This window comes from Paenibacillus sp. tmac-D7, from assembly GCF_006519665.1.
In the GTDB taxonomy this organism is placed as follows: domain Bacteria; phylum Bacillota; class Bacilli; order Paenibacillales; family NBRC-103111; genus Paenibacillus_G; species Paenibacillus_G validus.
On the sequence record NZ_VIDW01000028.1, the window covers coordinates 1 to 12667 of the forward strand.

Sequence of the window (12667 nt, forward strand, 5' to 3'; positions counted from 1 at the left end):
GACGGACTCGCTTTCGAGTCCCGTCTTCGGGCTGTTCGCATGGCGCGGCGGAGCACCCGGCCGCCGCCGCTTACCGCGCTTCCGCGGCGATCAGTACACCCCGCCGATCGGCGGCACGTAAGCGTCCTCGGGACGCTTACGCCGGCGCTCGGCCTCCTCGCGCTCCATGTTCTCGTCGTGCCAGACGAGAACAAGGACGCGGCCTTGATCCAGCTCGGCTTCATACCGCTCCGCTTCCCCGGCGGAGATGCCGAGCGACTCCATCTTTGACCGCAGCTGCTCTCCGCGCGATCGGAACAGGTTGGCGAAAGCGGTCGCCATGCCTTCCTCTATCAAACCGATCGTATTCGTATCGGTCAGCTTACTAAGCTCCTCAGTTCGTTCGCTATCGTGAGCCAGCACGTAAATTTCACTTAACGGATGGCCTTGTTCCCGGAATTCACGAATCGCTCGAATGGCTTGCTCCACATGGTCAACCAGCTTGATCATCGTTCTCATGGATGGTCCCTCCCGAAAATGTTTTTTTGCTGCCAAGCGCCCGGACTTCCTTGTTCCATGCATGGATGGCTGTTGTGCAGCCGGCTGCTAACCGACCGGCTTGTCCCTTATTAACCTTTATTTTCCGCGTTGAATCAGCCTTTCTCTTGTTTCAATCGCCCCTTGACAAGGTTACATATACTTATAAAGTTCGCTATAATGGTAATAACGGTACAATTCAGGGTATGTTTGGAAGCGGATTTGAACCGCTTGGCGATTAGAAATGAGGGGCGAATCAAGCATGAATATAGCCATTGTGGATGATAATCCGGTTAACATTATCGTCATTGAGAAAATTTTACAAAGCGCGGGTTATCACTCGTTCTGGAAAGCGTCGTCGGCGGTTGAATTGCTGGATCGATTAGCTGCCCACACGGAAGGGAAAATTCCCGTCGATTTGATTCTGATGGACATGATGATGCCGGAGGTCGACGGCATTGAGGCGTGCCGCCGCATTCAGCAGGACGACCGGTTGAAGGACATTCCGGTCATTATCGTTACGGCGCTCGGCGATTCAAATAAGCTGGCCGAGGCGCTGGAAGCAGGCGCCATCGATTACGTGATGAAGCCGGTCAACAAAATCGAGCTGATTGCCCGCATCCGCGTAGCGCTGCGGCTTAAATACGAGAAAGACTGGCATATCGAGAACGAAGCCAAAATCCGCAGCGAGCTGGACCTTGCCCGGCAAGTACAGAGCAGCGTGCTCAGCCCCCCTTTACAGAAAGAGCGGCTGTCCATCGGGGCGGTGTATTACCCTTCGTTCGAGCTGGCCGGCGACTTATACGCCTGGTACCGCATTGACGAACATCGCCACGGGGTCATCATTTTGGATATGATGGGGCATGGCATCTCGTCCTCGCTCGTGTGCATGTTCATTTCCTCCGTTATGCAGGATACGATTACACGGTTCGTGTCGCCGGAGTTCGTGGTGGCCGAGTTGAATCGGTATATGAACCAATTGAATCAGAAGAGTGCAGACGTGAGTTATTATTTAACGGCGATTTATTTATTGATCGATACGGAACGGCAGACGATCGAATATGTGAATGCGGGCCATCCGCCCGGGTTTTTATTCGAGGAAGGCAAACGTCCGATGGCGCTCGATCAAGGGAGCTGCGCCGTCGGTTTTTTCGATCAGATGGACATTACCAAAAGCACGTACGCTTATGAGCAGCCGATTCGCATTGTGCTGTATACGGACGGATTGCTTGAAGCGCTGCCGCTGCCGGACGATTATCCGGAAGAGGCGAGCGAAGCCGACCTGCTCATGGAGCGCATACAAGCCAGTATGGGAGAGGGCCGCAATGCCGAAGAAGTGATGCGGGAGGTACTGCCGGCGGATGTGCTGGAGTCGCGCAAAGACGATATTTGCATGGTGATGATCAGCGCATCATGAACGCAGGGGTCAACCGCTTACGACGATGAAGATGGGGAAAGGGTCAACAGGCATGAAAATTAAAACCAAGCTGTTTCTGGGATTCAGCATCCTGCTCGTGATTATGTTCACCTTGGCCGGTCTCGGAATCAGCCGACTGTCAAGCACCGACGAAAGCATCAAGGAAGTGTACGATAACCGCTATAAAAAACTGAAGATCAGCACGCAAATGCGCAATGAGGCGGCGGAGCTCTCCAAAGCGACCGTCAATCTGCTGCTCATCGACGACCCGTCCAGCGACAAGAAACACCTGGAGCAGATGCGCGCGTTGAGCGGATCCCTTCGCAGCGGGATGGAGAAGGCGGATGCGATTTTTGACGAAAATCAGGAACGCGCCATCGTCGAGGATATGCTTAAATACGGAACCGCTTATTTGGACCACGTCAATCAAGTCATCATCTTGCACCGGCAGGGCAAGGAAGACGAAGCGAACAAGCTCCGGACCGCCAGCGGCCTTGAACTGCAGGATATCTTTATCGAGTCGATGACGGGCATGAGCAAGTTTCAACAAGAAGCCATGGATAAGGCCATTGAGACGGTGCATGCCGATAATCAGGAGTCGTTCAAATGGACGGGATCGCTCACCATTGTCGGGCTGCTGCTCGGCTTCGGGATTATGTATGCCCTCATGCGCAGCTTGACTCGAGGAATCGGCACGCTGACCGGGATGATCTCCAACTTTGCCGGTGTCCAATGGGGAGAGGCGACTTACCGGGTACCGGTCACTACGTCCGACGAATTCGGGCAAATTGGCCGCATGTTCAACCGCTTGGCTGACGATTTGGAGAAGGCGGCGGTGAACGAACGCGAGCTGAACCGAATGAACGAGGACCTGTTATGGCTGCAGACACAGGTCGGCAACATTTACTATTCGCTGCAGGAAAGCGGCAAGGTCGAGGAGCTGGCTGAAGGTTTTATTAGCCGGCTGGCGACTACCGTCGGGGCGCATGGCGGCGCCTTTTACATCGTGGAGCCGTCCTCCTCGGGGTACATGAAGGAGAAGAAGCTCGTGCTGTCCGGGGCCTATGCTCATGCTCAACCCGAAGCGGCAGCGGCAGCCGAATTGCCGCTTGGGCAAGGTCTTGTCGGGCAGGCGGCGAAGGACGGCAAAGCGATTCACATCCGCGAGTATGCCGGCGACTATGGGACGGTGCGCTCCGCGTTCGGGGCGATGGAGCCCATGGCCGTTACGGTGCAGCCTATAAAATACGAGGACAACGTGCTGGCCGTGTTTGAGCTTGTTTCGTTCAAACCGTACTCCGAATTAGAGCTCAAGCTGATGGAACAAGTCTCCGAAGTGATCGGTATGCTGTTGAACGCGCTGCAGGGCCGGTTGCGGAACGAGGAGCTGCTGCGCATCCATCAGGCGCTTACCGATGAGCTGCAAAGCCAATCGGAGGAGCTGATTTCCCAGCAGGATGAACTGAAGGCGTCGAACGAGAAGCTTGAAGAACAGACGAAAGCGCTGCAAGCGTCCGAAGAGCTGCTGCAGCGGCAGCAAGGGGAGCTTGAGCTGAGCAACGAGGCGCTGCAGCGCAAGACGGCAGAGCTGGAAGAGCAAATCCGCGAGACGGAGGAAGTGAACCGGCAGATCGAGCTGGCGCGGGATTCGCTCGAACAGCAGGCGTTGGAGCTGGCGCTTGCTTCGAAATACAAGTCCGAGTTTCTCGCCAATATGTCGCACGAGCTGCGCACGCCGCTGAACAGTCTGCTTATCCTTTCCCAACTGCTGAAGGAAAATAAGGACCGGAACTTGTCGGGCAAGCAAGTGGAATATGCCGAGACCATCTACTCTTCCGGCTGCGATCTGCTGAAGCTGATCGATGATGTGCTCGATTTGGCGAAGGTAGAATCCGGGCGGATGGAGCTGCACCCGGAGCACGTGACGATTCACGACATCGTCGATTCCGTCGAGAAGGCGTTCCTTCCGCTCGCCCGTACGAAGGATTTGACCTTCGAGGTGAGGATGGAGGGCGAAATTCCCGACCGGATCGAGACGGACGCCGTCCGGCTGCAGCAAATTTTAAAAAACCTGCTGTCCAATGCATTCAAATTTACGCATCGCGGCGGGGTGACCTTGACCGTAAGGCCGGTGCAAACCTACGCCGCTCTTCCGGCATCGCCCGAGCAAACGAAAGCCTCGAGAACGCTGCTCGCGTTCGACGTGGAAGATACGGGTATCGGTATCTCGCCGGAGAAGCAGCATATGATCTTCGAAGCGTTCCAGCAAGCCGACGGCACAACAAGCCGCCAATACGGCGGCACCGGCCTCGGCCTGTCGATTAGCCGGCAACTGGCTTCGCTGCTGGGCGGCGCGATCGAGCTCGAAAGTGAAGAAGGGCGCGGCAGCCGCTTCACCCTGTATGTGCCGACAGACCCCGGCTGCCGGAGCAGCGCCGACGAGGTGGCGCCGGCGATAGCTGCAGCGGGGGATGCGGCGGGCGCGGGAGCGCTGCAAGCGTACACGGTCATGTCGACCGCCGTGGATAGCGGGCTGCGCACGTCCGTCGTAGCGGCCGGCGATTACGCGCCAAACGCGCTGACCGACGATCGGGAGAGGATCGCGGCGGGCGACCGGGTGCTGCTTATTATTGAGGACGACGCGCACTTTGCGTCGATTCTGCTCGACATGGCGCGCAGCCGCGGCTTTAAGGCGATCGTCGCGCTGCAAGGCGATACCGGTCTGCAGCTGGCGAAGAAGCATATCCCCGACGCGATTCTGCTCGATATTCAACTGCCGGTTATCGACGGCTGGGCGGTGCTTGTGCAGTTGAAGTGCGACGCGGCCACCCGCCACATACCGGTTCATGTCATCTCGGTCGTGGACGAAATTCACCAGGGGCTGTCCATGGGCGCGATCGCTTGGCTGCGGAAGCCGTCCGGCAAGGAACAGCTGGAGCAAGCGTTCGCGTCGATCCAGACGTTCCTGAACCGGGATCTGCGCAGCCTGCTGATCGTCCAGTCGGACGAAGCGCGGCGCAGCGGATTGATCGAGCTCATCGCGCACGACGATGTGAACATCGCCACCGCCTCTGACGAGGCCGGTGCGCTGCAGCTGCTCTCGACGCATTCGTTCGATTGCATGGTTATCGACTACGGGCTGGCGGATTTGCCGCTGTACGATCTGCTCGACCGCATCAAGGCGGACGAAAGGCTGAGGCGCATTCCGATTATTCTGTACACCGGTCATACGCTCGACAAAAAAGAACAGATGCGGCTGAAAAAATACGCCGAGTCGATCATTATTAAAGACGTTAAATCGCCGGAGCGTTTGCTTGATGAGACGGCTCTGTTCCTGCACCGCGTCGAGGAGCGGCTGCCGGAAGAGAAGCAGCGGGTGCTCCAGAAGCTGCACAGCATCGAGGCGGTATTCGCCGGCAAGAAAGTGCTGATCGTCGACGACGACATTCGCAACGTGTTTGCCCTATCCAATTTGCTGGAAGGTCTTGAGATGCAGGTTGCGTTCGCGGAGACGGGCAAGCAGGCGCTCGCTCAGCTGGAGCGGGAGCGGGACTTCGATGTGGTGCTGATGGATGTCATGATGCCGGAAATGGACGGTTATGAAGCGATGCGCGCCATCCGCGCCGACGAACGGTTCGAGGGACTGCCGATTATCGCTTTAACGGCCAAAGCGATGAAGGACGATCGGGACAAATGTATGCAGGCGGGGGCCTCCGATTACATCACGAAGCCGGTTCATACGGAACAACTGCTCTCCTTAATAAGAGTCTGGTTGTGCAAATGAGCCGCCGGGATATAAGCAAGGAGCTGTAGGAAATGGCTTCATTAAGGCAAGTAAGCGACGATTATAGGAGAGAAAAGGAAGTAGGCGTCACGAAGGAAGAAGAGGAGCGGGAGCGCATTGAAATCACGCTGCTGCTGGAAGGACTGTTTCGGATGTACGGATACGACTTCCGGCATTACGCTTATCCTTCGCTGCGGCGTCGCATCCGGCACCGCATCGATGCGGAGAAGCTGTCGACCGTGTCGGCGCTGCAGGAGCGCGTGCTGCACGATCGCGGCTGCATGGAGCGGCTGCTGGCCGATCTGGTCATCCATGTCACGGAAATGTTCCGCGATCCGAGTCTGTTCTACGCCTTCCGCGAGCAGGTTGTACCGCTGCTGCGCAGCGTGCCCGCCATTCGGATCTGGCACGCGGGCTGCTCGACCGGGGAGGAAGTGTACTCGATGGCTATCCTGCTCTACGAGGAGGGCCTGTATGACCGGGTGCGCATTTATGCAACAGATATTAACGAGGAAGTTCTGCATACTGCCGAGAAGGCTTCATACCCGCTCAGGAAAATGCAGGATTACACGAAAAATTATATGCACGCCGGGGGCAAGGATGCATTTTCCCACTACTATACGGCGGCGGGGGATCGGGCGACATTCCATCCGTTTTTGCGCGAGAAGATCGTATTTGCCCAGCATAATCTTGTGACTGATCGCTCGTTTAACGAGTTTCACGTTATTTGTTGCCGGAACGTACTGATTTATTTCGATGGATATTTGCAAAATCAGGTTCACGATCTGTTCTATGAAAGCTTGAGTACAGAGGGGATTTTGGTGCTGGGTCATAAGGAGTCGATCTCCTTCACCAAGCATGCAGACGGCTACGCAGTGCTTGACCATCAGGAAAAAATTTATCGTAAACAAAAATGAGGTGTGGTGGATGAACGAGGCGATCCGCATTCTGCTGGTCGATGACCAACCGGAAAACTTACTGGCGCTTGAAGCGGTGCTGGAAGACCATCATTACGATCTGGTAAAGGCGACGTCCGGGGAAGAAGCGCTGCGCTGTCTGCTGAAGCATGAATTCGCCGTGATCGTCCTCGACGTACAGATGCCGGGCATGGACGGTTTCGAAACGGCGCAATGGATCAAATCCCGGGAGAAGACGAGGACCGTACCGATCATCTTCATTACGGCGGCGCCGGAAGAGCAGGATCAGTCATTCACGGCCTATTCCGTCGGCGCGATCGACTATATCGTAAAGCCGTTCGTGCCGCGTACGCTGAAGTCGAAGATCGAAGGCTTCGTCAGCATGTATATGGCCCAGAAAAAGCTGCAGCAGCAAACGGAGCTGCTTAATGAGCGATCGCGTGAGCTGGAGCGGGCGAAAGAGGCGGCGGAGCAGGCGGCTTCGGCCAAATCGAATTTTCTCGCGATGATCAGCCATGAAATTCGAACGCCGCTCAATGGGGTGATCGCCATGGCCGATCTGCTGATGGAGACCGAACTGAACAGCGAACAGCGCGAATATACCGATACGATCCGGCGAAGCGGGGCTGCGCTTCTGTACATTATGAATGACATCCTGGACCTGACGAAAATCGAATCGGGTAAAATGGAGCTCAAGGAGCAGCCGCTTCACCTTCGCAATTGTTTAATCGAAACGTTCGAGATGTTCCATGCGGAGTGCCGGGCGAAATCGCTGGAGATGACGTGCGACATTGACCCGGAGACTCCGGAGTGTTTACTGGGCGACGAGTCCCGGCTGCGTCAAGTGCTGATCAACCTGATCGGCAACGCCGTCAAATTCACGGATCGCGGCGGCGTTCATGTATCGGTGAGACCGCTCGAGCGTGAAGGCGAACAGCTGTCGCTCGAATTCCGCGTTACCGATACCGGCATCGGCATTCCCGAAGAGAAACGGGGGCTCTTGTTCCAGCCGTTCACGCAGGTTGACTCTTCGTTGACGCGCAAGTACGGCGGTACCGGTCTGGGTCTCGCCATCTGCCGCAATTTGGTGCAGCTGATGGGAGGGAAGATCGCCTATGTGGCGACCGAACAGCCGGGGGCGGAATTTATTTTTTCAGTGCGTATGAAACCTTATGAAGAACAAGATGATTTAAGATTGGCTTAAGCATCGGACGGCCTTACAGGGAGGCAAACTCAAGCAGTCGGTTGGGTTTCCTCGGAGTAGGGCCGTTTTGCGTTTTGTCCAGGCAGAGGGGGAGGGAGCCGCATGCCAAGGGCAATGGAAGCTTTTTCACCATTTGTTTCATAGAAGCAGGTTTTTGGTTAAAAATAATTATAGAGAGCCATGATGTTCATGACGCCTAAGTCTCCAATTTGCACAGAAAGGTGAGAGGTGAGAGGTGACTTTATGAAATCCCAATCATGCGTTGCTATGCTGTTGGCCGGAGGAGAAGGACGCAGGCTGGGTGTACTGACTCGGGATAAAGCGAAGCCGGCAGTGCATTTTGGCGGAGGCTACCGAATGATAGACTTTGCGCTCAGCAATTGCACCAATTCCGGTCTGCCGGTCGTCGGAGTGGTCACGCAGTATCAGGCGGCTTCTCTGCACCGGCATATCGGCTCCGGCGCACTCTGGTCGAATGCCGTTACGCTGCTGCCGTCGGCGGGCGGATCGTATACGGGCACGGCGGATGCGGTTTTCAAAAATATGGCGTTTCTAAAGTTTTATGACCCGGAGCATGTGCTTGTTCTCTCGGGTGATCATATTTATCGGATGGACTACCGCAAGCTGCTGGAGCGGCACCGCGAGACGGGAGCCGATGCGACGATTGCGGTAACGCCGGTCGCTTGGGAAGAAGCGCACCGCTTTGGCATCATGAAAGCGGACAAGGCAGGACGGATTACGGAATTTGCGGAGAAGCCGAGGGTGCCGACCAGCAACCTCGCTTCGATGGGGATTTACGTGTTCCGCTGGAGCTACTTGAAACACATACTCGAACGGGATGCCTGCAATCCGCTTTCGAGCCACGATTTTGGCAAAGACCTCATTCCGTCTATGCTCGCGAGGGGCGACCGCGTACAGACGTATGCGTTCGAAGGCTATTGGCGCGATGTCGGCACGGTGGAAAGTTTGTGGGAGGCGCATATGGACTTGCTTGGCGACCCGCCGAAATTCGACCTCGAGGATGGCGACTGGCCGATGCGTTCGCCTGGGCGGGCATCGGCGCAAACTCAGGCTGGTCTGTACGCGCGGCTGCGGCATGCGCTTGTCGCCGGCGAATCGGCCGTCTTCGGACAAATCGAGCGCTCGGTGTTATCGGCCGGCGTGTTCGTCGGACACGGCAGCGTGCTTCGCAATTGCGTGGTGATGCCGCGTGCCCGAATCGGCAGGGATGTGTTTATCCGCAATGCGATAATCGGGGAAGGCGCCGTCATCGAAGACGGAGCGACGGTTGGCAGCCGGTTCGGCGAACCGGTTACGGTCATCGGCGATGCGGAGACGGTAGGGAGGCCGGTCACGGTCATCGGCGATGCGGAGCCGATTGGGGAGCCGTTGGAATTTATTCCTAAAGCGTATGTCCCGATCAGGCAGTACCAATTCGAACGCATCCGTTAGCGCTCTGACAGCGGACAAGCAGTCGGCTCAGCCTAACGAATAATTGAAACCGGGCGGATTCAACCGGAGGAGGGGAATTGACGTGAAAAGCTGGAGCATAGGATGGGTCGTCGGCGCCGTTCTCATGGGCGTTACCGGGGCCTCATGGGGAACGGTATTACCCGACAAGTCGTTATCGCCGCCGCCTTCCCGGTCGGCGATGGTGTTCGTGCAGGCGGAGGCAGCCTATGCATCTCCAGGCGTCGATTCCGCGGCCTTGAAGGCAGCAGCCGGTCCGGCCGGGAACGGTTCGACCGGAACGATGCCTCAAGCGGCCGCTGCTTCCCGGAACGGCACCTTCAAGTTGGAACGGGTGAACGGCTTGTCGGTTACCGACGACTTGAAGACGGTATACGAAATCAAAGGCGAGCCCAAGGCTGTCGAAACGGATCCTCTGTTTAAAGAGGAGCGGGTTCTTGTCTACGAGGATTGCAAGGTCGGGCTGCACAACAACTTCGTCCGTTTCATCGTCGTGTCCGCCGCGGAGGCGGAAACTGTCGACATTGACGGCAAGACGCTGCCCCTCGATGCGGCCAAGCTGCAGGACGCGCTCGGCAAGCCTGACTGGATCGCCGAGGACGGGGTTGTGTATCGAAGTCATTCGCGGGCGTTGAAACTGTTTATCGATGCGGAGACGGGCAAGCTGACCGCGGTCCATTATTTCCATCGAACGGCAGCTTGATGACGGCATAATCAAGACGTGAGCATCCGGTGGGAGTGTCGGATGCTCGCGTTTTTGTTGCCTGTCAAGGAGAGCGACGAATCGTCAAGAAACGCACGCGGATGAACCGTGTGCGTTTCTGCGCATTTGCCGTTAAGCCGGGAGTTATTAAAATTTCGGGAACACATAACGAACGAGGAAGTACAGGAATCCGAAAAAAATCACGATGTAGGCCGCATATTTAATGAATGTGGATGCAACCCTACCGGAATCCATTTTTTTCTCCACATTTTTCTTTTCAATGTCGACGCTTTTGAATGGATCCATCTGATATCGCTCCTTTACTGCAAGTCGGTTATGCGGCGATTCGCCCTTAGCCATGATTACCCGGCCAAGCCGCTGTTGAATCGTGCAGCTTGATGCGGTGCCGGAGGGACGGAAGAGGGCCTATGGACTCGTGAAAAACGGGCCAAAATCTGGTATGATAGGAACTATACATTTTGAATCGGAGTGAGCTTATTGAAGATGGATGCCAGCAAGTTTCAGGTTATCGTTCATACGATACCTGACGCCCATGTACTGCACTTGTCGGGCGAACTCGATCTGAGCACGGCGGAAATATTCCGAAGCGTTGCGCAACCTTTGGCTGCAGGCTCGGCTTTGCCGCTCAAGCTGAATTTGCGGGAGCTGACGTATATCGACAGCACAGGGATCGGTCTTATCGTCTCGTTGTTAAAAACAAGGCAATCGGCCGACGCCCGATTAGCCGTGCAGGAAGTGCCTGCTAAAATTCGCCGTCTGTTTGATACGACAGGATTGACCCGGTTTTTGCTCGTGGAGTCTGAACCGTCCGGCGGCTCTGCCGGCTCCTCCGCTTCTTCATCAACAGAGGACAGCTCATCTCAGCGGGATTTATCATGATGGAGGGTGAGTCGGCATGAGTGGAAATACCGGCACGGACAAAGAAGTCACGCTGACCGTCCCGTTCGATGCGGATGAGCTGGATACGGTACGACTAACGCTTTACGGCGTTGCCGTGCGGATGGGCTATACTTATGAAGAAATTGAAGATTTGAAAGTCGCGCTCACGGAAGCGTGCAACCATGCGCTGCTGCAGACGCCGGAGAAGCCGCCGGGCGCGGCGCTTCGGATCGTCTTCACCATGCGCCCGGCGGAGCTGGTCGTACGGTTGGAAGGGGCGGGTTGCCGGCTATCGTTTCGCGAAGCGGACGACTCGGCCGCAGAGCTGCCGCAATCTGCGTCTCTGGATGACCGGCAGTTTGAGAGCCCCCGGCTTGGCTTATATTTGATGCAGGCGCTCGTGGACGAGGTGAAGGTGGAGTCCGGGACGGGGGGCGCTTCCGATCGAATCGAGCTGTATAAACGGCTTGGATAAGCTCTCTTGAGAGCTCGGGTGCACCGGTGGTGTGCCCTTTTACTCAAATGGACATGAATGGAGAACTAGCGGAACCTGGATACCTTATAGGCGGCATTGTGCCGCTCTTTCATCCTCGTGGAGGATGATAAGGCAGCTCGGTTCCGTTATTTGGCGTGGAGGGAACGGTGCGAGGCTGGCGGCTGGGGACCGGGGGCATGCGGGAGCAACTGTGAAAAGACGGAAGCCGGTGCGGATCGGGCGGCCCTGACTGCGCTGTGCGCGCAAAAAAATCGTCCTGCGTTTTGCGGCAGGACGATCTTCCAAGCGCTCATTTATCTTTTCCCCGGGTCGTACGGCTCGCCGAGAGCGGACGGGGGATAGGCGCGTCCGACCGCGCCGGCGAGCACGAGAATCGTCAGCACGTACGGCAGCATGTACAAAAACTCCATCGGGATGTTCTTGGCAAAGTCGAACAGCTGCACGAAGTTTTTGACTGCTTGCGCGAGACCGAAGAAGATGGTGGCCCCCAATACGCCGAGCGGATGCCATTTGCCGAAGATCAGTGCGGCCAGGGCGATGAAGCCTTGACCGGAAATCGTGTTGTGCGAGAAGTTGCTGGTCGTCGTCAAGGTGATGGTCGCGCCGCCGAGACCGGCCAGCAGGCCGCTGAGCAGCACGCCGATATACCGCATTTTGGCAACGCTGACGCCAAGCGTATCCGCCGCGCCGGGATGCTCGCCGACGGAGCGCAGGCGCAAGCCGAAAGGCGTTTTAAACAGCGTGTACCAGATGACAATCACGAGAATCAGCGCAATGTAGGTGGTCGGGTAGGCATTGAACAGCGCGGGGCCGATCACCGGAATGGACGCCAGCCCCGGAATGGCGACTTTGTGGAAGACGGCATTTAACGTTTCCGTCTGCCCGGCCCCTTCGAACAGCACTTTGACCAAGTAAATCGTCATGCCTGCCGACAAAAAGTTAATGACGACGCCGCTGACCACCTGATTCGCCTTGAACGTAATCGAAGCGACCGCATGGATCGCGGAGACGAGCATGGCGAACAAGGCGGCCGCAAGCAGGCCGATCCAAGGCGCTGCGCCGATCATCCCTGCCTGTTCGGCATAGTACACACTTACGGCGGAGGCGAACGCCCCGCATACCATAAGACCTTCCAGCCCGATGTTGACGACCCCCGATCGCTCGGAGAAAATGCCGCCGAGTGCGGTGAAGATTAAGGCTGTCGAGAAAACGAGAGTCGTCTGCAGCAATTCGCCGATTATTCGCAACGCATCCATGACG

At 56.7% G+C, this 12667-nt stretch carries 11 protein-coding genes; 8 read left to right on the forward strand and 3 right to left on the reverse strand.

The genetic code is table 11. From position 1 onward, the window contains the following. Window positions 1–90: 90 nt before the first annotated feature. A complete protein-coding gene (locus tag FKP33_RS18095; protein ID WP_141335966.1) occupies window positions 91–498 on the reverse strand; it encodes a YflT domain-containing protein in 408 nt (135 codons plus the stop codon). 280 nt (window positions 499–778) lie between these two features. On the opposite strand from FKP33_RS18095, the gene FKP33_RS18100 reads away from it, so the two are divergent. The 6 genes from FKP33_RS18100 (at window position 779) to FKP33_RS18125 (ending at window position 10011) form a co-directional block, all read left to right on the forward strand. Beyond that, complete coding sequence (locus tag FKP33_RS18100; RefSeq protein WP_141335967.1) at window positions 779–1933, forward strand: PP2C family protein-serine/threonine phosphatase; 1155 nt, start codon at window positions 779–781, stop codon at window positions 1931–1933. A 52-nt stretch (window positions 1934–1985) separates the two neighbouring features. Further along, complete coding sequence (locus FKP33_RS18105; RefSeq protein ID WP_141335968.1) at window positions 1986–5717, forward strand: response regulator; 3732 nt, start codon at window positions 1986–1988, stop codon at window positions 5715–5717. A 32-nt stretch (window positions 5718–5749) separates the two neighbouring features. After that, on the forward strand, window positions 5750–6634 hold the full coding sequence (locus tag FKP33_RS18110; RefSeq protein WP_141335969.1) for a CheR family methyltransferase: 885 nt from the start codon (window positions 5750–5752) through the stop codon (window positions 6632–6634). A 10-nt stretch (window positions 6635–6644) separates the two neighbouring features. Beyond that, on the forward strand, window positions 6645–7838 hold the full coding sequence (locus tag FKP33_RS18115) for an ATP-binding protein (protein ID WP_141335970.1): 1194 nt from the start codon (window positions 6645–6647) through the stop codon (window positions 7836–7838). Between the two features lie 243 nt (window positions 7839–8081). Further along, window positions 8082–9290: a sugar phosphate nucleotidyltransferase gene (locus FKP33_RS18120; protein WP_230876300.1), complete on the forward strand. Its 1209-nt coding sequence runs from the start codon at window positions 8082–8084 to the stop codon at window positions 9288–9290. Window positions 9291–9372: 82 nt separating this feature from the next. After that, window positions 9373–10011 (forward strand): hypothetical protein, encoded by a 639-nt coding sequence (locus FKP33_RS18125; RefSeq protein ID WP_141335971.1) that lies wholly within the window; start codon window positions 9373–9375, stop codon window positions 10009–10011. Window positions 10012–10158: 147 nt separating this feature from the next. Here FKP33_RS18125 and FKP33_RS27250 read toward each other — a convergent pair whose 3' ends face one another. Next, a complete protein-coding gene (locus tag FKP33_RS27250) occupies window positions 10159–10317 on the reverse strand; it encodes a hypothetical protein (protein ID WP_164751864.1) in 159 nt (52 codons plus the stop codon). Window positions 10318–10515: 198 nt separating this feature from the next. Between FKP33_RS27250 and FKP33_RS18130 the strand changes: the two genes are divergently transcribed. Together FKP33_RS18130 and FKP33_RS18135 are read left to right on the forward strand one after the other, a co-directional pair. Next, a complete protein-coding gene (locus tag FKP33_RS18130) occupies window positions 10516–10911 on the forward strand; it encodes an STAS domain-containing protein (RefSeq protein ID WP_127608588.1) in 396 nt (131 codons plus the stop codon). Between the two features lie 16 nt (window positions 10912–10927). Next, on the forward strand, window positions 10928–11386 hold the full coding sequence (locus FKP33_RS18135; protein ID WP_141335972.1) for an ATP-binding protein: 459 nt from the start codon (window positions 10928–10930) through the stop codon (window positions 11384–11386). Between the two features lie 314 nt (window positions 11387–11700). On the opposite strand, the gene FKP33_RS18140 is transcribed toward FKP33_RS18135, so the two are convergent. Then, the gene (locus FKP33_RS18140; RefSeq protein ID WP_141335973.1) at window positions 11701–12663 is read right to left on the reverse strand and encodes an ABC transporter permease; all 963 of its coding nucleotides are present in this window, start codon (window positions 12661–12663) and stop codon (window positions 11701–11703) included. Between the last annotated feature and the right edge of the window lie 4 nt (window positions 12664–12667).